Source organism: Methanococcus maripaludis C5, assembly GCF_000016125.1.
Lineage (GTDB): Archaea > AGJL01 > Methanococci > Methanococcales > Methanococcaceae > Methanococcus > Methanococcus maripaludis_D.
In genome coordinates this window covers 949,652-970,292 of sequence record NC_009135.1, presented here as the reverse complement: position 1 = coordinate 970,292, position 20,641 = coordinate 949,652, and the positions used below count along the sequence as shown (strand labels likewise).

25 protein-coding genes are annotated in these 20,641 nt (G+C 33.1%); 14 read left to right on the top strand and 11 right to left on the bottom strand.

The annotated features are described in order from the left end of the window. The first annotated feature begins 56 nt into the window (after positions 1 to 56). Positions 57 to 611, top strand: a complete 555-nt coding sequence (locus MMARC5_RS05070) for a KH domain-containing protein (RefSeq protein WP_011868760.1) — start codon at positions 57 to 59, stop codon at positions 609 to 611. 52 nt (positions 612 to 663) lie between these two features. Here the strand turns inward: MMARC5_RS05070 and MMARC5_RS05065 are convergent, their stop codons facing one another. The 4 genes from MMARC5_RS05065 to pth2 all read right to left on the bottom strand — a co-directional run bounded on the left by MMARC5_RS05065 (position 664) and on the right by pth2 (position 4,835). Beyond that, a complete protein-coding gene (locus MMARC5_RS05065) occupies positions 664 to 1,440 on the bottom strand; it encodes an RlmE family RNA methyltransferase (RefSeq protein WP_011868759.1) in 777 nt (258 codons plus the stop codon). Between the two features lie 24 nt (positions 1,441 to 1,464). Further along, positions 1,465 to 3,075, bottom strand: a complete 1,611-nt coding sequence (nrpR, locus tag MMARC5_RS05060; RefSeq protein WP_011868758.1) for a global nitrogen regulator NrpR — start codon at positions 3,073 to 3,075, stop codon at positions 1,465 to 1,467. Positions 3,076 to 3,110: 35 nt separating this feature from the next. Next, positions 3,111 to 4,346, bottom strand: a complete 1,236-nt coding sequence (locus MMARC5_RS05055) for a methanogenesis marker 15 protein (protein WP_011868757.1) — start codon at positions 4,344 to 4,346, stop codon at positions 3,111 to 3,113. A gap of 138 nt (positions 4,347 to 4,484) precedes the next feature. After that, entirely contained in the window at positions 4,485 to 4,835 is a 351-nt protein-coding gene (gene pth2, locus MMARC5_RS05050) for a peptidyl-tRNA hydrolase Pth2 (protein WP_011868756.1), read from the bottom strand. Positions 4,836 to 4,982: 147 nt separating this feature from the next. Between pth2 and tgtA the strand changes: the two genes are divergently transcribed. Next, entirely contained in the window at positions 4,983 to 6,932 is a 1,950-nt protein-coding gene (tgtA, locus tag MMARC5_RS05045; protein WP_011868755.1) for a tRNA guanosine(15) transglycosylase TgtA, read from the top strand. Positions 6,933 to 6,983: 51 nt separating this feature from the next. After that, complete coding sequence (locus MMARC5_RS05040; protein ID WP_048058479.1) at positions 6,984 to 7,526, top strand: MBL fold metallo-hydrolase; 543 nt, start codon at positions 6,984 to 6,986, stop codon at positions 7,524 to 7,526. A 2-nt stretch (positions 7,527 to 7,528) separates the two neighbouring features. Here MMARC5_RS05040 and thpR read toward each other — a convergent pair whose 3' ends face one another. Together thpR and MMARC5_RS09770 are read right to left on the bottom strand one after the other, a co-directional pair. After that, a complete protein-coding gene (gene thpR / locus MMARC5_RS05035) occupies positions 7,529 to 8,053 on the bottom strand; it encodes an RNA 2',3'-cyclic phosphodiesterase (RefSeq protein ID WP_011868753.1) in 525 nt (174 codons plus the stop codon). 8 nt (positions 8,054 to 8,061) lie between these two features. After that, complete coding sequence (locus MMARC5_RS09770) at positions 8,062 to 8,208, bottom strand: Trm112 family protein (RefSeq protein ID WP_011868752.1); 147 nt, start codon at positions 8,206 to 8,208, stop codon at positions 8,062 to 8,064. A gap of 79 nt (positions 8,209 to 8,287) precedes the next feature. On the opposite strand from MMARC5_RS09770, the gene budA reads away from it, so the two are divergent. Together budA and MMARC5_RS05025 are read left to right on the top strand one after the other, a co-directional pair. Further along, positions 8,288 to 9,088 carry an acetolactate decarboxylase gene (gene budA, locus MMARC5_RS05030; protein ID WP_011868751.1) on the top strand — a complete coding sequence of 267 codons (801 nt, stop codon included), beginning with the start codon at positions 8,288 to 8,290 and terminating at the stop codon, positions 9,086 to 9,088. Between the two features lie 94 nt (positions 9,089 to 9,182). Continuing rightward, complete coding sequence (locus MMARC5_RS05025; protein WP_048058478.1) at positions 9,183 to 9,758, top strand: flavodoxin family protein; 576 nt, start codon at positions 9,183 to 9,185, stop codon at positions 9,756 to 9,758. Positions 9,759 to 9,971: 213 nt separating this feature from the next. On the opposite strand, the gene truD is transcribed toward MMARC5_RS05025, so the two are convergent. Continuing rightward, complete coding sequence (gene truD, locus MMARC5_RS05020; RefSeq protein WP_048058477.1) at positions 9,972 to 11,264, bottom strand: tRNA pseudouridine(13) synthase TruD; 1,293 nt, start codon at positions 11,262 to 11,264, stop codon at positions 9,972 to 9,974. A gap of 117 nt (positions 11,265 to 11,381) precedes the next feature. Between truD and MMARC5_RS05015 the strand changes: the two genes are divergently transcribed. From MMARC5_RS05015 to atwA, 5 genes are all read left to right on the top strand, one after another. After that, positions 11,382 to 12,656 carry a tRNA(Ile)(2)-agmatinylcytidine synthase gene (locus MMARC5_RS05015; RefSeq protein ID WP_011868748.1) on the top strand — a complete coding sequence of 425 codons (1,275 nt, stop codon included), beginning with the start codon at positions 11,382 to 11,384 and terminating at the stop codon, positions 12,654 to 12,656. 27 nt (positions 12,657 to 12,683) lie between these two features. Next, entirely contained in the window at positions 12,684 to 13,334 is a 651-nt protein-coding gene (gene radB / locus MMARC5_RS05010) for a DNA repair and recombination protein RadB (RefSeq protein ID WP_011868747.1), read from the top strand. Positions 13,335 to 13,439: 105 nt separating this feature from the next. Continuing rightward, positions 13,440 to 13,769 (top strand): MJ1244 family protein, encoded by a 330-nt coding sequence (locus tag MMARC5_RS05005; protein ID WP_011868746.1) that lies wholly within the window; start codon positions 13,440 to 13,442, stop codon positions 13,767 to 13,769. A 10-nt stretch (positions 13,770 to 13,779) separates the two neighbouring features. Then, on the top strand, positions 13,780 to 14,172 hold the full coding sequence (locus MMARC5_RS05000; RefSeq protein ID WP_011868745.1) for a DUF134 domain-containing protein: 393 nt from the start codon (positions 13,780 to 13,782) through the stop codon (positions 14,170 to 14,172). Positions 14,173 to 14,194: 22 nt separating this feature from the next. Beyond that, entirely contained in the window at positions 14,195 to 15,790 is a 1,596-nt protein-coding gene (atwA, locus tag MMARC5_RS04995; protein ID WP_011868744.1) for a methyl coenzyme M reductase system, component A2, read from the top strand. A gap of 16 nt (positions 15,791 to 15,806) precedes the next feature. Here atwA and MMARC5_RS04990 read toward each other — a convergent pair whose 3' ends face one another. Continuing rightward, positions 15,807 to 16,616 (bottom strand): sugar phosphate isomerase/epimerase family protein, encoded by an 810-nt coding sequence (locus MMARC5_RS04990; RefSeq protein ID WP_011868743.1) that lies wholly within the window; start codon positions 16,614 to 16,616, stop codon positions 15,807 to 15,809. Positions 16,617 to 16,662: 46 nt separating this feature from the next. Between MMARC5_RS04990 and MMARC5_RS04985 the strand changes: the two genes are divergently transcribed. The 3 genes from MMARC5_RS04985 to MMARC5_RS04975 all read left to right on the top strand — a co-directional run bounded on the left by MMARC5_RS04985 (position 16,663) and on the right by MMARC5_RS04975 (position 18,769). After that, entirely contained in the window at positions 16,663 to 17,571 is a 909-nt protein-coding gene (locus tag MMARC5_RS04985) for an ADP-ribosylglycohydrolase family protein (protein ID WP_011868742.1), read from the top strand. Between the two features lie 64 nt (positions 17,572 to 17,635). Continuing rightward, positions 17,636 to 18,304: a TIGR00266 family protein gene (locus MMARC5_RS04980; protein WP_011868741.1), complete on the top strand. Its 669-nt coding sequence runs from the start codon at positions 17,636 to 17,638 to the stop codon at positions 18,302 to 18,304. A gap of 63 nt (positions 18,305 to 18,367) precedes the next feature. Next, the gene (locus MMARC5_RS04975) at positions 18,368 to 18,769 is read left to right on the top strand and encodes a pyridoxamine 5'-phosphate oxidase family protein (RefSeq protein ID WP_011868740.1); all 402 of its coding nucleotides are present in this window, start codon (positions 18,368 to 18,370) and stop codon (positions 18,767 to 18,769) included. A 116-nt stretch (positions 18,770 to 18,885) separates the two neighbouring features. On the opposite strand, the gene MMARC5_RS04970 is transcribed toward MMARC5_RS04975, so the two are convergent. The 3 genes from MMARC5_RS04970 to MMARC5_RS04960 all read right to left on the bottom strand — a co-directional run bounded on the left by MMARC5_RS04970 (position 18,886) and on the right by MMARC5_RS04960 (position 20,017). Next, on the bottom strand, positions 18,886 to 19,119 hold the full coding sequence (locus tag MMARC5_RS04970) for a 50S ribosomal protein L14e (RefSeq protein ID WP_011868739.1): 234 nt from the start codon (positions 19,117 to 19,119) through the stop codon (positions 18,886 to 18,888). Positions 19,120 to 19,201: 82 nt separating this feature from the next. After that, complete coding sequence (gene cmk, locus MMARC5_RS04965; RefSeq protein WP_011868738.1) at positions 19,202 to 19,738, bottom strand: (d)CMP kinase; 537 nt, start codon at positions 19,736 to 19,738, stop codon at positions 19,202 to 19,204. A 9-nt stretch (positions 19,739 to 19,747) separates the two neighbouring features. Beyond that, positions 19,748 to 20,017, bottom strand: a complete 270-nt coding sequence (locus tag MMARC5_RS04960; protein ID WP_011868737.1) for a 50S ribosomal protein L34e — start codon at positions 20,015 to 20,017, stop codon at positions 19,748 to 19,750. Between the two features lie 323 nt (positions 20,018 to 20,340). Between MMARC5_RS04960 and MMARC5_RS04955 the strand changes: the two genes are divergently transcribed. After that, positions 20,341 to 20,547 carry a TOBE domain-containing protein gene (locus MMARC5_RS04955; protein ID WP_011868736.1) on the top strand — a complete coding sequence of 69 codons (207 nt, stop codon included), beginning with the start codon at positions 20,341 to 20,343 and terminating at the stop codon, positions 20,545 to 20,547. Positions 20,548 to 20,641 lie beyond the last annotated feature (94 nt).

The following is a 20,641-nucleotide window of genomic DNA, read 5'->3' as shown; positions in this document are numbered from 1 at the left end:
TAAGTATTAATTATATAATGTTTAACGAAATTTAAATGCCTAATTGGTGAGATTTTATGTATGAGAATGTGGAAGTAGTGAAGATTCCAAAAGAGAGAACAGGTATCCTTATTGGAACTCACGGAGAAGTTAGAAAAACACTTGAAAGTGAGCTTGGGGTTGAATTGGAAATCGATTCCGAAGGGGAAGTTAATATTTATTCAACAGAAGGCCAGGAAGACCCATTAGCCCTATGGAAAGCAAGAGATATTGTAAAAGCTATTGGAAGGGGATTTAATCCCGAAAAAGCTTTAAAACTGGTTTCAGATGAATATGCTTTTGAAGTAATCGATATTTCAGAATATGGAAATTCTGATAAAGCTCTTCAAAGATTAAAAGGAAGAATTATCGGAAGCAGTGGAAAATCAAGAAGATACATTGAAGAATTAACTTCAACGCACATTTCAGTTTATGGAAAAACCGTTTCAATTATCGGAGAAATCGAAACTGCAAAAATTGCAAAAGATGCAATCGAGATGCTTTTAAGAGGAACGTCGCACTCAAAAATGTACAAATTTTTAGAAAGACACAGACAAGATGTCAAAAGAAGTGAACTTAGACTCTGGAAATAAATTTATAATTTTTTTAAATTTTAAAAAAGTAGTAAAATTATTAATGCATAAATTATTCTTTTTTGGATCTCATTTCCTTTATTCTTTTAATCATGAGTCCACTATCTTCTTTAGATATATCTTTTCTTAAACTCGGACTTGTAATCTCATTTTCCTTTGGATTTGTATCAAGCAATTTTACAATTGGCGATTTTGAATTCATATCAAATTTTCTTCCGTTGAATCTTTTTCCAATCACATATACTTCGGCACTTTCATCTCTAGAAGCTCTCGGTTTTGTTGTGAATGCTTTATCAAAGTATTCTGAAACGAGTTGAACGTATTTTTCGAACAAATCGCCTTGAAATACTTTTACAACAAAGTTTCCACCTTTTTTCAACATTTTAGTTGCAGTCATGAGCGCCATTGTTGTAAGTTCAAGGGATCTTGCATGGTCAACATCCCAAACTCCGCTGATGTTTGGGGAAGCATCACAGATTATAACATCTGGTTTTTCGGGCAATAAATCTCGTGCCTGTTTTAATATCTCTTCTTTTGTCATATCGCCTTTTATTGCAATGACATTTTCATATGGGAGTGGCTTTACAGTCTGTAAGTCAATTCCAACGATAAAACCTTTATCTCCAACAATATCTCGTGCAGCCTGAAGCCATCCTCCTGGAGCACAGCCCAAATCTACAACAACGTTTCTTTCCTTTATTAAATTGAATTTTTCATTCAACTGGAATAATTTGTACGTTGCTCTTGATCTATAATTTCTTTTTTTTGCCAAATTGTAATAATGGTCGTTTTTCCTTTGAAGAACCCATCTTTTGTCCTTTTTTCCCATAAATATCTCCTTATATTAATAAATTTAAATATCGTCGTAATTTGTTAGTTCTGAATAGTCAATTGATTTGTGAAGGGTCTTCATTTCCACAGGGATGTTGTTTTTGCGCATATTTGCAAATGGGTTTGTTCCACCAATCGTGGTAATTCCAAACATACATTTTTCAACACGAACACCGCAAATGTCGTTATTTGGCCTTCCTACTTCGATTATCGAATTCCAGCCAAGTTTTTCGTTAAGTTCTATTAATTTTTCAGACGCAGACATTGGAACTTTTCGAATACCTGCTAAAATGTAGTTTTTACCATCAGCTTTATTGAAAAATACTTCGTGAGGGTCAAGAGACGTTCCTTCGTAGTCAATTGCTTCAATAAACCGTTTTTCATCTGCTTTCACTTCTAAAATTCCACCATAGTAGGGAATTACAGGAATTTTGTTTTTCAAAAATACTCCATCAACGGTTAATGAACAGATTGTGTATGCATTTAAGAATTCTTCATCGCATTCTACTTTTAAGCGATCTGAAATTGCGAGTTTATTTTCATAACTGTCTTTCAATGCATTTATTGCTTCTTCTTTGTATTCAATAGGAACTTTTGCAGTGTTTACAACAACATTGCCTTTTTTATCTTCAATATCGTAGTTTACACCCTGCATTTTTGAAAGCATTTTGGATAAAACTGGAGTTACTTTAAATTTTCCTTTCTTTTTCTTTGCTTCAAGGAATCCTTTCGTTTTTTTTTCCATTGATGAAATATCTTTAAGCTGTGTGGCAGCACTGATATCTGCGGCGTACCCTGATTCGTGAGGGATACAAAGTGGTGTTAATCCACCAACTAACACTACACCAATCTGTTCAGGGTTTAAATTCATTCCAAGTACGTTTTCAGTTCCATATGCTAAAACAGAATTTAACATATCTTTTTTAAGGATATTTTCAAACTGTTTTTCACTTGATTTTGGAATAACTCTGAAATTTGCAGGAACAAGCCCTTCTCCATTTTCAATTACGCCAATTACATCCGTTTTACCCTGCATAATAAATGCAACCAATGGATCGATCGAGGTACTTTTAAATTCAATTACTCCTTCAAAATTTACTGGTTCGTAGTCTTCAAATTTAACGATTCCACCGTATTCAGGGGTTGGAATTATTCCGTTTTTCAATAAAAAATTATCAAACGTAATACTACAGAGGGTTTCAACAAATACTGAATATCCTTTTTTTCTGATATTTAGGTAATCCCCTACTGAATAACCTGCTTCAAAAGATTTTAAAACAAGTTCTTTGATTGTTTTATAATCTCCTTCGAATTTGGCAGTATTTATCAGAACTTTTGAAGGAAAATCCGATAAATAAAGTTTTTCAATCACTTGTGAATATACTGAGCCGATTCTAAATGAAATATTTGCTTTTTCAAGTTCTTCAATTCCTTTTTCAGTGATTTCTCTTCCGGAATATCCTAATTTTTTTGTAAGGCTGTTTTCATCAAGTTCTTTTAAGTGATACCTAACTGCCCGTTCCCCAATATCATATCCTCTATCTTTTAATGCATCCGCGATTATTTTTGCACCAACTGGAGCAGATGCTTCTGATAGAATGGATAATATTTCAACATCGATATTACTGTCCATAACGCCACACCTATTAACCTAAAAACTTAAAAAAGTTATTTTTTGAGATTCCTATATCCCGAAGAGATCAATGCAGCACCAACTGCACCAATAAATTGAGAATATTTTGGAACTATTATTTTTTTACCAAGTATCTCTTCAAGTGCAAGAACCATTCCTTTCAAAAGACTGCTTCCACCAACCAAAATTAAAGGATCCCTTACATCAACTTCTTGAAGTTGCTGTTCGTAAATCTGTTCTGCAACAGAGTGAGCAGCTGCCGCGGCAACGTCATTTGGAGTAGCACCACCTGCAAGACCCGTTACTAAATCCTGAATTCCAAATACGATACAGTAGCTGTTCATCATAACATTTCGCCAGTCTCCAGTTGCTGCAATGTCACCAAGTTCCTGAATTGAAACATCTAGCCTTTTTGCAGTAATTTCAAAGAACCTACCGCTTGCACCAGCACAGATTCCACCCATTGTAAAGCCATCGGGAATCGCATTATTCAGTGAAATTGCTTTGTTATCCATTCCACCAATATCAATTACCGTAGCTTCTCCTTTCTGAGCACCTGCTAAAAATGCAGCTCCTTTTGAGTTAACTGTTAATTCTTCTTGTACTAAATCAGCTTTAAAATGGTCACCAAGGGTATGTCTACCATAACCTGTGGTTCCAATTGTTTCAATATTTTCCATTTTAAGTCCGGATTCTTTCAAAGCTGCATCAAGCGCTTCTTGTGCAGATTCGATAACATCTTTAGTATAAACCCAGCCAGTTCCAATAACTTCGTTATCTTTCATGATAACTGCTTTTGTTGTAGTTGAACCACTGTCAAGTCCTAAACTTATACCATCCTGCTTTTTCCTTGCAAGAAGTGCTTTTTTATCAACAATTGTAACCAAAGCTTCCATTCTCGTAAGTAATTCTGAAGCTTTCGTTCTTTCGGTAAATGAATACATAACAACAGGTAAATCTGTGTTTTGTTGTATTAATCTCCTAACTTCGTTTCTTACAAGGGCCCCTTCAGCGCATCTAAAGCAGGTTGAAATAAAAACTGCTTCTGCATCAGTGTTTCCTTCAATAATTGACATTGCTCGTGCAAACATTAATTTTAAGTTAGCAGATGCAACTTCAAATCCTAAATAATCGTTAACTTTGTCAATATATTCTAAATCAACTTCAGGATATACAATTTCTCCACCGACTTCTTTCGCAGCTTTTTCAATTTCAGCCTGAACACCACTGTACTCTGCTCCGCAGGTAAGTTCTGCTATTTTAACAGCCACAATTATCACCAGATTAGGATCCAAATCTTAAGGAATAAAATGAATCAAGTAAACTTAAATTTTGTATGTTATTTATTCTGTTTTCAAATATTTATTAATAGTGCTTAAATTTTTATAAAACTCTTGTAAATTTCAAATTTAAAGTAATTTTAAATCCTTCGTAACTTTTGAAATTTTTTCTTCTTTTTCAGGGCCAATTCCAACAGCCGTAAGACTTCCTGGTTCAATCTGGGTTCTTCCAGCATCTCTTATCAAACTGCATGGAAGTCCTTCGATATTGACGTTTTTAAATATTTCTAAAAGTTCCTTTTCAGAATTTACTTTTAAAACAACTTTCTTCTGCCCTTCATTCATCCAGCCGCTGACTGCTGATGAACTTATTTTTTGAGCGTGTAAAAAAGCTTGAATTGATGCGTGACAGGCTTGAGCCGCCATTTTCCCCTTCCCCATTTTTAAATCATTTCGAATAACAATAGCCTGTTCATACATTTTCTCGCCAACCAAAAATATTTTAAATAAGAATCTCTTTTTATATGAAGTAATATATCTAATAGTTAATTGCTATTTTAACATTTGGGATTATTATTGAAAATTATCGATTTTTACAGATTATGAAGTTTAATTTATGGTGGAAACATGTTTGAAATAAAAGCTCGTGATGCAATGGGAAGGCTTGGTGTAATCACGATAAACGGAAAAAAAATTGAAACTCCAACAATTATGCCTGTAATTCACCCAAATCCTAAAAAACAGACGGTTTCAATGGATTTAATAAATAAACTGGCTGACGTTGTAATTACAAACTCTTACATAACATATACAACACCAGAACTCAGAGAAATTGCGGAAACAAAAGGAATTCACGAATTAATCGACTTTAAAAATGTCGTTGTAACCGACAGCGGCTCATTTCAGTTGAGTGTTTATGGCGATGTAAATGTCGGCCCAATGGAAATAATCGATTTTCAGGAAAAAATCGGAGTAGATGTTGGAACAATACTTGATATCCCAACTGGTCCGGATGTTTCAAGAGAAAAAGCTGAAAGCGATTTATTGGAAACCTTTAAAAGAGCAAAAGACTCGATTAAAAGAAGAAAAGAAATGGGCTACAAACTCGCACTTAATGGAACTATTCAGGGTTCAAAGTACTTGGATTTAAGGCAGAAAAGTGCTGAAGTTATGGGTAAAATGGACTTTGATATCTACCCGATTGGCGCAGTAGTTCCTTTAATGGAAGATTATAGGTACAGAGAGGTTGCAGAAGTTATTTTAAATTCAAAAATGCATCTTCCAACAAACAAGCCTGTTCACCTTTTTGGATGCGGACACCCGATGTTATTTGCACTGTCAGTTGCACTTGGATGTGATTTATTTGACAGTGCCGCATATGCTCTTTATGCTAAAAATGGAAGATATTTAACAGCAGAAGGAACCCTTCACCTTGAAGACATGAAAGATTTAAAAAGTTTCCCTTGCACCTGTAAAGTATGTAGTGAATATACTCCAAAACAACTTTTTAACCTGGAAGAAAAGGAAAAAACGAGATTACTTGCAGAACACAATCTCTACGTTACTTTTGAAGAAATTGATAGAATCAAAAATGCAATAAAAGAAGGAAACCTCTGGGAACTCGTTGAAGAAAGATGCAGAAGTCACCCTAAACTTTTGAACGGTTTGAGAGTTATTTCAAAATACATGGATTTCATTGAAAAACACGACCCTGTTTCCAAAAAGTCCGGATTTTTCTACACAGGATATGAAAGTATGGATAGGCCTGAAATTTACAGGCACAAACAAAGGCTTGAGAGAATTCAGTACGATAAAATCTATGTAACAAGCGTGTCAGAAAACACTTCAAAGCCATACCACGAAAATTTAAGCAATGTTCCGTGCGACGTTGATGTACTTATAAAAGACAGTGTATTTGGGTTAGTTCCTTTAAATATCGATACAATGTATCCTTTAGCTCAAAATGAAGTACCTGATCTGTATGATTTTGAAAAGAAATACAACAATGAATTTGTAAGCGAATTTAGAGAAAAACACACTGAAAAAATACTCGATATAAGTACATATAATTATTACATAAACCACTACGGCAAGAAAAAAGATTGCGACAAAATCAATCCCGATATATTCAGAATCGGAAAAATGCTCGAATACCAGTACGGGGCAAAAATACTCGACGATGAATTAATGGGAAAAGTAAAATCAAGAAGAAGTAAAAATACCGGTAGAATTAGAAATCTTTTACTTGAAAAGGAAGTTTTGTTTACATTACGGGCAAATGACAACTTTTTAATTCCTGCAAAATATGGTGCTGAACTTTTACATGAAAAACTCGAGTTTCCTAACTATAGGATCGTAATTGACAGCAGTGTTGAAGAATTTGCAAGAGCTGGAAAATCTGTTTATTCCAAATTTGTTAAAGACTGTGATCATGAATTAAGGCCATTTGAAGAAGTATTAATTGTAAATTCTGACGATGACTTGTTGGCATACGGTACAACAATATTAAATGGTCAAGAATTGATGGAATTTGATTACGGTGTTGCGGCAACCCTTCGGGGAGGAATAAAAAAATAACTTTATTAACTTAAAATCTAAATTACTTTTAGTTATTATGGAAGTGATTACTTGTTAAAATTATTATATAATGGATCAATTACGTATCTCGATGAGGAAAATGGCATGTTCGTGGGCCCGAGTTCTTCATGTACGTATATCGAAACATCAAAAAATAAAATAATCGTGGATACATCTTCAAGGGATAAAAAAAAGATTATAATTTCAAATTTAAACAAATTAGACGTTAAATTAAAGGATATTGATTATATTATAAGTTCGCACAACCACAACAACCACAATGGAAATAACGACCTTTTTAGAAATGCCAAAATCGTCAAATATTCTGATGGATCCATAAATGACCTTAAAGACCCTGAACTAGATCTAATATGGACTCCCGGACACACTTTCGACAGTATTTCCGTGATTTATGAAGATTACGTGGTTGCACCTGCTGCAATCCACCGTAAGAAAAACGTGCTTGAAAATTTAGATCTTCCAATTGCAATTGATCTCGAACTTTCGAAAAAATCAATTCAAAAAATTGTATCTTTAAAAAAGAATATTATAACTGGACATGACGGGATATTATACGCTTCAGACTATCTTTAAATTTATTCCCACTTTTTAATGGTTTCATAAACTGGTCCTTCTTTAGTTAACGTACTTTTCATGAGTGAAACTGAATTTATTTCTATTTTTCCAAAATCCACGTGTTTATTTTTTTCAATTACCTTTTTTAATGTTTCTTTTGAATTATTTTCGATAAATTTAACTCTTCCAAGTGTGATATGTGGATCATAACTTTTTTCTTTTTTAAAACCCAATTTAAAGAGCTTTTCATCAATATTTTTTAAAGTTTCTTCAAGTTTTGTTGTTCCAATCCATATTACACGGATATATTCTTCATTTGGAAATGTTCCAACCCCTTTTATCTCAGAAATAACTTTTTTAATTTTTAAATCCGAGTTAAGTATTTCTTCAAGTTTTTTATCGTCAACATCTCCTAAAAATTTCACGGTTATATGTAAATTATCTTTTTCAACTGTTTTTATGCCTTTTAAGTCAAACTGTTTTTTTAAGTTTTCCAAATTTTCTTTTAAATCGGAATTTAATTCAATAGCAAGAAAACATCTCATAAAATCACCTATTCGTCAAGGAGTACTGGGATTTTATCTTTAATTAAATAATTTTTATTACATTTTTTACAGTGTAATTTATTGCCCAAAAGCTCTAACTCACCCTTACACTTTGGGCATTCCAATAAATCAATCAATTCTTCAAGCCATTTCATAAATTACACCTAAAATCAAATCATTCATTATTTATAACATTTTAATTATAAGTATTTTCGTTTAAAACGGGTGGATAATATGAATATATTTGTAAAATGTTTAGTAATCATGATGGTGTTATTTTCTGGCTGTATTTCTGCAGATGACAGCTCTGATTCAGAAATCAAGTCAGAACAGGTTTCAGATGTTTTATATCAGGTATCTACGATAAATGCGTTGATGGAACGCATTTATGATGGATTTATTCCAGTAAATGAACTTGTATCTCACGGGGATTTTGGAATAGGTACTTTTGATAAACTCGATGGGGAAATGGTTGTTCTGGATGGAATATGCTATCAGGTTAAAGCAGACGGTGTAGCATATGCTGTTGAAAATGTAACAACTCCTTTTGCAACTGTTACTTCGTTTGAAAATGATGAAACGTATTTTTTAAATGATATGAATATTTCAGAGTTTGAATCATACTTTGAATCGAAATTCCCTTCTAAAAATATGGTTTATGCCGTAAAATTAACCGGTAAATTCTCAAAAATGAAAACAAGAAGTGTTCCATCCCAAGAAAAACCCTATGAAAAACTGGTGGATGTTGTAAAAAATCAGTCAGTATTTGAATTTGAAAATGTTTCTGGAACTGTTGTCGGGTTTTGGGTTCCTGAATTCATGTCTGGTTTAAATGTTCCTTTGTACCACTTACATTTCATAACTGATGATAGAACTGCGGGAGGACACATTCTTGATTTTGAAATTGATTCTGTCGAAGCTTCATTTGATACTACGCCAGAATTTTACATGGTTCTTCCAACTTCTGGAGAATTTTACAGTATGGACTTTTCAGATAATCTTGAAAATGACCTAAAAGCTGTAGAAAAACAATAAATCTTTTTTTATCCTTTTTTTATTAAATTCATGCAAAAATATATCATTTCTCAAATTCATAAAATCAAACATGGATTATTTTGAGGGTGGGATATTGAAAGTAGTTGCATTTAATGGAAGTCCGAGAAGGGACGGAAATACGTCTATTTTAATCGATAAAGTCTTAAAAGAATTAAAAAAAGAAGGAATTTCTACAGAACACATGCATATTGCTGGCGGAAAACTCAGGGGATGCACAGCGTGCTACAAATGTTTTGAAACACTGAATAATAAATGCATAATCGAGTGCGATATTATAAATAACTGCATAGAAAAGATGGTTGAAGCTGATGGAATAATTTTGGGGTCTCCAACTTATTTTACAGACGTTACTGCTGAAATGAAAGCATTAATTGATAGGGCAGGCTTTGTAGCAAAGGCAAACAACGATATTTTAAAAAGAAAAGTTGGAGCAGCGGTAGTTTCTGTAAGAAGGGCTGGCGGAATTCATGTTTTTGATACAATAAATCACTTTTTTTCAATAAATCAGATGATAAGTGTTGGATCAGACTACTGGAATTTGGGAATGGGTCTTGATATTGGGGACGTTCAAAAAGATACCGAAGGACTGCATACTATGGAACTACTTGGCCAAAATATGGCATGGATTTTAAAAAAAATCAACGAATAATACAAATAAATTTAAAATAATCTTTAAAAACGCATAAATCTCTTTTAAATTTTTTTAAAAAAGCAGGATTAATGTATCTACCTTTGGAAAACCATGTTTTCATTGACTCTCAACAGATACTCAAGATGGCCGCCTTGTAGGTAGAACTGCTAGTGACAGTATCACGAAATCAACTGCCAAGTAATGTTATATTTTTTATTATATATACTTGATTTAACTCAAATTTCCAGTAAATTCTCTTGTAACGATTGTAGCGTAATTTCCGCGCTCAAGTTTAAAGCTTAATTCAAAAATATCATTTTCAAAGCTGCTTTTAAAGTCATAAATTGGAGTTATCATTTTTCTTCTCGTTCCATAGAAATTTCCAAAGTCTTCGATTTTGAATTTTTTCAAATCTAGGTTTTCCCTTTCAACAATTTCTTTTTCAATTTCACCCTGAATTCCACCGCTAAATTCAGTATTGTACCCAATCAAAGTCCCCGTTGGAGTATTGTCTTCCAATATATCTCCTTCTTTTGCATCAAACCCGTATTCAAATCTTTTGTTTATCATTTCGTTGAATAGATATGCCTGATAAGCATTTACAAACATGCTGTTTAATTGCGGCGGTAATGCGGTAAAAGCCATTTTAAAGTCTTTATATTTTAAGTACTGCTGAATTAATCTTTTTTCGTAGTCGTGGTTTCTATTAAATAATTTTAAAGCTTTTTTAAATTCGCCCACGTCAACGAGCTGTCGTGCTTCAAGGGAATCGCCAGTTTCACTTATTGGAGTTCCGCAGTAGGTGTAAAATGCACTTTCAAAGTCCCGTTCATAGATAAATTTTCCAACAATATGCGTAATTGGTCTGATGAGTCCAAATCTCTGTATTCCGTAGTAATTTAACACGTAATCTAATTTTAAATCGGAAATTCTTTTAATTTCTTTTTTTGAAAGATCCAAGCCCCTAATTTTTATCGTAAACTTGTTTCCCCAGAGATCACCCATTCTGAGTTTTTTATTTGATTTTTGAACATCTCGAATGACAATATCTTTAATGTTAATATTTTCAAGCTGTTCTTTTTTAAGTCCAAAACACCCAAATCTTTGAGTAGTTACTGCAAATTTATCTTTAGTTCCTGCAAATCCAAAATTTTTCCTTTTTGTTTTTGTTGTTCTTACGATCTGTTTTAATGCATCCATCGTGTTCCAGTTCGTTTTTTCAACTGTAAAATGGATAAATGAGCCGTGCCACTTTTCAACATCTTCAAAACCGATTTCTTTTCCAACTTCAAGAACCGTTCCTTCGGGAGTTATCTCTTCAACAATGAAATCTTCAGGGTATTTTTTAAGTGTTCCGTCAAATCTTTCCATATCTAAAATGAATTTGTTAATATTTATTGGCATTTCGCTTAATTTCTGCCTTATTTTATTATTTCTAAATTTAAACTGTTTTTCTTTCCTAAACTGGTTAATTATCTCTTCACTTTCTTTTTTTCTCGCATTTTGAATAAACCGGGGTTGCATGGTAAATCTCCATTTAAAAATTAGTTTTATATAAGTTGATAGCGATGTTTACATAAATATGTTTTTAAGGATGAAAAATTTTTAAATTTAAATTTTACCGAATTTTAAGTGGTAATTATGTATATCGGAATTGATGACACAGACAGCAGGGAAAACTACTGCACGACTTACGTTGGAACTATTCTCCAGGAAGAGCTTCAAAAAAACTATAAAATGGATACTCCAAAGTTAATTAGAATGAATCCAATGGTTAAATATAAAACCCGGGGAAATGGCGGTGTTTGTTTAAGGATTATTGAGGATGAAAAAAAGTTAGATGAATCAGAAATTGAATCTATTAGAAAATTAGTAATTGAAATGGTTGAAAAGTTCAGCGATTTTGATTGTGAGAATACTAATCCAGGAATTGTCTTTTTAAGCGAAGAAAACTATCAAAAACATGAAAAAACACTTTTAAATTATTATAATTCAGTTTTATACGATATTTTAAAGGTAGAAGATTCTGAAAAAGTATTGAATGAAATAGGTGCAGAATACATAAAATACAAAAAAGGACACGGGATAATCGGGGCTCTTGGTGCAATTGCTTCAAAACCGCCTTTTACATACGAACTTCTATCCTACCGAAAAAGTGAAAAGTGGGGAACTGAGCGAGAAATTGATGTTGATTCCATACTAAAGATGGATTCTGAAACATTTCCTTTTACATTTAATAATATAGACGGAAAAAAATCTATAATTACCCCACACACGCCATGTCCGGTTCTTTACGGAATAAGGGGAATTTCAAGAGAAATTTTAGAAAAAGTGAAAAATATCGTAAAATCAGATGAACTTGATAAATGTCAGATTTTTATCACAAATCAGGGAACTGACGCTCATTTAAGATTTTCAAAAATAAAAGACATTTATCCAGATACTGGAGTTATTTCTTATGGTAAAATCATCGAAAATCCAAAAGAAATAGCTGGTGGACACGTATTATTTAAAATAAAAGATTCCACTGGAGAAATAGACTGCATTGCCTATGAACCAACCAAAGAATTTAGAAATATTGTAAGAAAATTAATTTGTGGCGACCTTGTCGGAGTGTATGGAACTGTTCGAGAAGAACCTTTTGAAATAAATGTCGAGAAATTAAAAGTAGTTACACTTCGAAAAATATATGAAAAGAACAAATTTTGTGTTTGTGGTGGAACCCTGAAAGCCAAGGGTTTAAAAAGTGGCTATAAATGTAAAGTTTGTGGCAAACGGGTTAATTATGATGAAATAGAATTGAATGAATTAAAAAGGGATATAAAAGAGGGATTTTATGAAGTCCCACCTTCTGCAAGAAGACATCTAAGTAAACCTATCGTACTATATGATTTTAATCTTGAAACTATAAATTAAATGTATTATATATTCTAATGTGATTTTATGCTTGAAGAACTTTTAAATGGAAATATCGAGAAAAAGACGATAACTCAAATCTATGGGCCTCCTGGTGTCGGAAAAACAAACATATGCATACTTTCAATGTTAAAAGCAATTGAAAATGGCAAAAATGTGGTTTACATCGATACAGAGGGCAGTTTATCCATTGAAAGAATAAAACAGCTTTCAGAACAGGATAGTGATGAATTACTTAAAAGTATAATAATCTACGAGCCTTCGTCATTTGAGGAGCAGTCTGAAGCTTTAGAAAAGATATTTTTTCTTGAAAATATCGGTCTTATAGTTATTGATGGTATTGTTTCGCTTTATAGGTTGGAACTCTGTGACAACATCAATGAAAATACTAAATTAAATAGGATGCTCGGAAAGCAGATCTCAAACCTGCTAAAAGTTGCTAGAATGAAAAATTCTGGAATATTAATCACTAATCAAGTAAAAGATTCCATAAACGGTATTGAACCTGCGGGGGGAAGGCTTTTAGAGTACTGGAGTAAATCAATAATAAAACTTGAAAAAACTGAATCTATTAGAAAACTCACATTAGAAAAACATAGGCACGCAAAAGAGGGTGAGAATCTAAGGTTTAGAATAGTTCAGAATGGTCTTGAAATAATAAATAAGTCCTATCAATAAACCTTTTTCTAATTATATTAATTTAAACCTGTGCTTTATAAAAAAACTATATATAGAATGTTTCACACATATGTGTAAGTAGTCATTTTATAAGGGGGGAATCGTATGAGAATACTCTTAAAACTGTTTGTGGAAAGCCAAAACCTTGGAAAAGCAATAAATGCACTTTCAGAGGGTGGAATTTCTGGATTTTATTTAAAGGAATATCAGGGAATGTCTCCTGAAGATTGGAGGGGTTTTTTAATCTCAGAAGAACCTGAAATGGCTGTAAAGATAGTTAATGAGTTATCACAAGATACTGTTGTTATAAATTCTATAGTAAATATTGAATGTCTAGGTAAAATAAAAGAACAGATTAAAGAAAGACTTGAAAATGACAAATATACCTTAGTCGAACTTCCTGTTTTGGGAATAGTAGTTAATTCACCCGAATAAGTGATTGTAAATGAAATTTAGAAAAGGAAGGCCAAAAATACCTCGGTTAATTTCTGAAGAACCCCAATTTAAATTATTCAAGCCTGCGGGAACGCCAGGGATAGAACTTGAATCCGAAGTACTATCATTCGAAGAACTGGAATCCCTCCGACTTGTCGATTATTTAAATCAGCCTCATGAAGAAGCTGCTGATGCAATGGGTATATCAAGGCGAGTATTTTGGAATATTTTAAAATCTGCAAGAAAAAAAGTTGCGGATGCCCTTATAAATGGTAAAATGATTGACATTGGTGGTGGATACTACAAAATAAGGGAGTGTAATTATGAAGACGAATGTCAAAGGGGTAGAAATTGTAGATACGGGGTATCAAACTGTTTAACATTAAAAAAGGATAGTGAGTGATTGCATCGCTTAGGTGATATCAATGTTATTGTTGGAAGTGAAAAATGTTTCAAAGAGTTATGGGGATGTGGAAGTACTAAAAAACGTAAGTTTTGAATTAAAAGAAGGGGAAGTTATAGGAGTTCTAGGTAGGAGTGGTTCTGGAAAATCCGTACTTTTACATATGTTAAGGGGTATGGAAGGGTATGATCCTACTTCTGGACAGGTTATATATCACGTTGCATACTGCCCGCACTGTGAGAACGTCGAAGTTCCATCCCATGTTGGAAAAACTTGTGACTGCGGAAAAGAATATGTCGCAAAATCAATAGATTTTTGGAACCAAAATGATGCTACATACTCCTTAAAGAAAAAAATCGCGATAATGCTCCAGAGAACCTTTGCGCTTTACGGAGAAAAAACTGTTGCAGAAAATATCATGGAAGCGTTAACTACTGCAGGACATGACGGAAAAACTGCTACAGAATGGGCATTAAATCTCATTAAAATGGTAAAGCTCGAACACAGGATTGCACACATTTCTAGAGATTTAAGTGGTGGGGAAAAACAAAGGGTAGTTCTTGCAAGACAGATTGCAAAAAACCCAGTTATATTCCTTGCAGATGAACCAACTGGAACACTTGATCCAAGAACTGCAAAATTCGTTCACACCGCACTTACTGAAGCTGTTATAAAACACAATATTGCAATGGTTATTACATCACACTGGCCGGAAGTAATCGAAGAGCTCTGTCAAAAAGCTATATGGCTTGAAAAAGGGGAAATGAAACTTTCTGGAGACAGTAAATCTGTTGTAGAAGAATTTATGAAAACCGTCACTTCAATGAAAGAATTTGAAAAAGTTGAGGTAAAAGATGAACTTATCACTATCGAAAATGTTGAAAAACGATATGTTTCAGTCGACAGAGGTATTGTAAAGGCTGTTGATGGAATAGACCTTTCGATAAATGAAAAAGAAATTTTTGGACTTGTAGGGGTAAGTGGGGCAGGTAAAACCACACTTTCAAAAATAATTGCAGCAGTAATTCCTCCTTCAAAAGGAAAATACGAGTTCAGACTTGCTGACGAATGGGTTGACATGACCAAAGTTGGTCCATTATTTAGAGGGCGTGCAAAAAGATACATTGGAATGTTATTCCAGGAATACAGTCTTTATCCTCACAGAACGATTCTTTACAACTTGACAGAATCAATTGGGCTTGAAATGCCTGGTGAATTTGCAAAAATGAAAGCAGAACACACATTAGTTTCTGTTGGATTTACTGAAGAAGAAGCTGAAAAAATGCTTGATAAATACCCTTCAGAGCTCAGTGTTGGTGAAAAGCACAGGGTTGCACTTGCGCAAGTGTTAATCCGTGAACCGCACTTAATCCTTTTGGATGAGCCTACTGGAACTATGGATCCAATAACCAGAAACCAAGTTGCAGAATCCATCCAAAAATCAAGAAGCGAACTCGATCAAACATACGTAATCGTATCTCACGATATGGACTTTGTATTAAATGTATGCGATAGAGCTGCTCTTGTAAGGGGTGGAAAAATAATTAAATCAGGAAAACCTGACGAAATCGTAAAAATATTGTCAGAAGAAGAAAAAGACGAAATGATAGGCCATTAATTTATTTTTGGTTTAATTATTTTATTATTTTTTCGAGATAATGAATTTCATTGGTTAAAATGTCCATTTTTTCTTTTTTTGAAAGGGATTTTTTGTAGATTAAATCGTTTAGTTCGAAATTTAGTGCTTCTTTATAGCCATATTCATTTACAAGTAAATTTAGTGTTTTATCGAAGTTTATTCTGGATTCACTTAACGGATAGTGATCTTTTGAATTTACTCCTGAAATATGCATATTTTTAATTTTTTCATGGAAATTTTTGATAAAATCTAGTGAATTTTCACGAGCATGTGCAATATCGAGTGTTATGTACAAATCTTCAAATTTATAAAGTGTTTTTTTCATCGATTCAACGTTGTAGCAGATATTATTTATTTTTTCAGGAGAATTTTCAAGACAAAGGGTTATTTCTTTTTTTAATGCATATTCTATCGATTTTTTTAAATAATCATCAAAATTATCGTATTCTTCATCTGTCGGAACTCTATGGGTCGGTCTTTTTCCAGCATGAATTGTAATAAGTTTTGCATTAAATTTTTTTGAAAGATCAATTGCCCAAAACGTTTCCATCAGTGTAACGTACCTTATATTTTCATTGGTGGATGACGAGTTTAACTCGATATAGGGGGAATGAATTGTTATTTCAAGTTTTGAGAGTTCAGACTTAACGCTATTAATATAATCTAAATCATTTCTTTTTTTCCAAAATTCTGGATTTTCCGGGAAAAATTCCATGTTTTTTAAGCCGAGTTCTAAAAATATATCGACAATCTCTTCGATATCGTATTCCCAGAAAAACAGCGATGAGCAACCTATTTTTACCATGATTTAAATATTGTTATTTTGAAGTATAAATGTTTTGAGGGATATTATGGACAAAATGCTTGAAAAGTTTGAAGGAAGCATTTTGGGGCTTTCTATAGGGGATGCACTCGGCATGCCAACGGAATGGTTTACAAAAGAAGAAATTGCAGAAAAATACGGAATAATTGATAACTTTGTAGATCCGCTGAATAAATTTAATGGAATTTTAAAAGCAGGCCAATATACTGACGATACAGATCAAACAATTGCAATACTGAATTCATTTGATGTAAAAGGCTTTAATAACGATATTTTTATCAAAGAATTAATAAAATGGTATAACGACGAGCCAGTTGGAATGGGGCCAACGAGTACAAAAGCAATTGAAAAATTAATTGATGGGGACACAACAGGTTGTGATTCAAGAACATGTGGTTCTTCAATGCGGGTTGGGCCACTCGGACTTTTTTATTTTGGAGAATACGAAAAATTAAAAGAAATAACAATCAATGCTACAAAATTAACTCACAATAACGATGAAGCAATTGCAGGCGCTCTTTCAATTGCATTTTTTGTTGCAGAATCCATAAACAACGTAAAATCTGAAAAATCTGTTAAAAGATGCGCAAAATTTGTTGAAGACGTTTCTTATGACTTTTCAGAAAAGATACTCCTTATAAACGATTTAAATTCAGCCAATGAAGCGTATGATTTATTTAAGACCGGCCTTCCTGCAATTGAATGCGTTCCTTCTGCAATTGCAACGTTTTTAAGAACTGATAACTTTAAAGACGGAATGATTTCTTGTGTAAATGCAGGTGGAGATACGGACAGCATGGGTAGCATGTATGGTGCAATTGCAGGAGCTTATTATGGTATATCAAATATTCCTGAAATTTGGGTATCGAACCTTCAAAATAAGGATTTATTATTGGATTTATCTAAAAAACTCTATAAATTAAGATTTAAAAAATAATTAAAGCGAAGATATATAAAATACGGTCTTTATATTAATATAAGGAACTAGACTGGTGAAAATCATGGCAGACTACGATTTTGAAATAACGAGCAGACCTTCATACTCCCTTTTAAAAATCAATTTGAATGGTCAGGAAATAATGACTGAGACCGGTTCAATGGTTTATAAAGATGCTGGCGTAAATATCGAAACATCTGCTAAAGGGGGAGTTTTGGGTGTTTTAAAAAGAGCAGTCGTTGGAGAAAGCCTATTTATGAATAAATTAAGCGGTTCGGGACGAGTTGCACTTGCACCAGGATATTCTGGAGATATAATCCATCACGAACTTAATGGAACGTTATATGTAAGTAGTGGTGCATATTTGGCATCTTCACCAGATTTAGCAATTGATACGAAATTTGGTGGCGGTAAAACATTTTTCGGTGGAAAAGGCCTATTTTTAATGAAAATTGAAGGTTCAGGGGATGTATTTTTATCATCATATGGTGCAATTGAAGAATTAGAATTAAATAACGAATCAATAACCGTTGATAATGGAAATTTAGTTGCATTTACTGGAGATTTAAACTATAATCTTGGAAAAGTTGGCGGTTTAAAATCAACACTTCTTGGTGGTGAAGGTTTAGTTTACAACTTCAGTGGAACTGGCAAAATTTATGTGCAGACGAGAAATATCGAAAGTTTCATCGATTTCATAACCCCGTACCTTCCAACACCAAAACAGGGATAATTAAGTTTAAATAATCACAAATCCAAAAATAAACTGAAAATAAAAACAGAAAAGGGGATATAAATGGTTAAATTAACTGAAGAAATGAAAACTGATATAACAGGTCTTTTATTTTTAGCAACATCTTCAAAAGATGGGGTTCCAAACGTAGCTCCGATGGGTGCAAACCAGTTTGTTGGGGATAAACTCGTAATTTCAGATAATTTCATGAACAAAACGCTCAACAACCTTAAAGAAAATCCAATTGTTGCAATAAGCCTTGCAGACTGTAGGGCACACCCATTCCAGTACAAAGGAAAAGCTGAAATTGTAACAGAAGGAGAATACTACGAAAAAGCAAAAGAATTAAACAAAGCAAAAATTCCGGGATTAACTCCAAAAGGCGCAATTGTTATCACAATTACAAGTATTTACAGCGTAAAACCTGGAGAAGATGCTGGAAAATTAATTGAAACAGATGATTAATTTTTTTTGAAAATAAATTCTATTTTTTTAAATTTATTTTAATTTTAAAACAGTTTTAAATTTTTGTAAATATTCTAAAAAAGAAATTAAAGTGCGATTTTAGCACTGATTTGGAGTTATAATAAGCCTGCTGCATCTAAAGCTAACTTAACTTCTTCGGTTGAAGCTGCTTTTTCTAAGTCAACTTTTTTGTCAGTTGGTTCAAAGTGTTTTAAGTTGCATCTTCTTCTTTTAACGCTACCGTCGATAACTACAAAGTTTTTGTCTAATACTTCAACGATAACACAGGTGTTACCTGCTTCTCTTCCTAATGTTTTGATGCAAACTCTTCCTACTTCAATTGCTGCCATAATTATTACCTCATCTTATTTTTTGTTAATGTGAATGTCGCCAGTCACATGTCATACTTCAAACAGAGAGATTTACTACCATCTAAGCTTTCAAGTTGTCAATGGCTTTTTCGATGATATTAAATACCCCATTGGCGTCCCATTTCGAGGACTCGATAACTAAATCGTATATTGATAAATCATCAATTTCGATATTATATATTTCTTTGTATCTTTTCTTTTCGCTAGCTTCTCTTGAAATCATTTTTTCAAGTGCCAGATCAACGTTCTCGTTTTCACGTTCGCTAATCCTAACGCATCTTACCATCGGGTCTGCTTTAAGCCAAATGCTTAAATCCGGTTTTATGTCACTTTTTTTGAGGATCCATCCAGCAAGTCTACCTTCAAGGATTAAATCCCCTGATTGAGCCGCCTCAACCTGTCTTCTGTCAATTTCGTTGTCAACTTCAGTATTTGTTTCTGCATAACTGCTGAATTCTTGGAGGGTCATATTCATTTCTTTTGCCATGTCTCTGAAGATAAATCCTGCACAGACATGTTTTAACCCGTACTTTTCTGAAAGTAACTTAGAAGTCGTTGTAGTCCCTGTACCCGGCAATCCTCCAATGGTAATAATCATATTAGCACCTTAGAAGTTTCTAGCTTTTGCGACCATCATTTTTTTAACACATTTTGGGCACAAGTTGCCACCGAATGCTCTTTCTGGTCTTTTTTCTGTTTTAGCTAATTTTGTGATTTCTACTGCTCTTCCTCTAGGTACTCCATTTAATAAAGCACCGCAAGCACCACATACAGCTTTTGATTGTTTTTTTCTTCTATAGTGCACGATTGAACTGTTTCCAGGTGCTTTTCTGTACACTTTTTTAGATGAACCTGACTTATATCTTGGGGCAGGCATAGTATAACCTCCAAATGGTTTTCCAAAATCTATTTTATTTAAAAGTATATAAAGTTTAGGTACATTTTAGGGTATTTTTTATATTAGCCATTTTTTGCGCTATTTTAAAGAACTAATTCAAAAAAACAGCAACCACTGCAGGTTTAATTTTAAAAAAATCGCAGGGAAAACAAAAATTTGGAAAATTGTCCAAATTATGGCTGTACCATAACATCATTACTATCATAACCAAATATAAAAAGTTTATCTCGATAGTGGAAAGTTTATATGGAATTATATTAAAAATTATATTATGAATAGATAATCTTAAAAGGGGGATATTAATGAAAATGAGTATTAGAAATCAGTTTAAGGGAAAAATACTTGAAATTGTAGAGGGGCAGGTAGTTGCGAAAGTCAAAGTGGACATTGGGGGTGGAAATACAATAGTTTCAGTAATTACTCTTGACGCAGAAAGGGAACTCGGCTTAAAAGTTGGAGATACTGTAACTGCACTCGTAAAATCGACCTCCGTCATGCTTGAAAAATAAATACTCTATTAACACCAAATAACTTTTTTATTAGGGGATAATAATGGAAAATCGAATACCCCTTTATATATTTTAAACTATAATATACTTACGA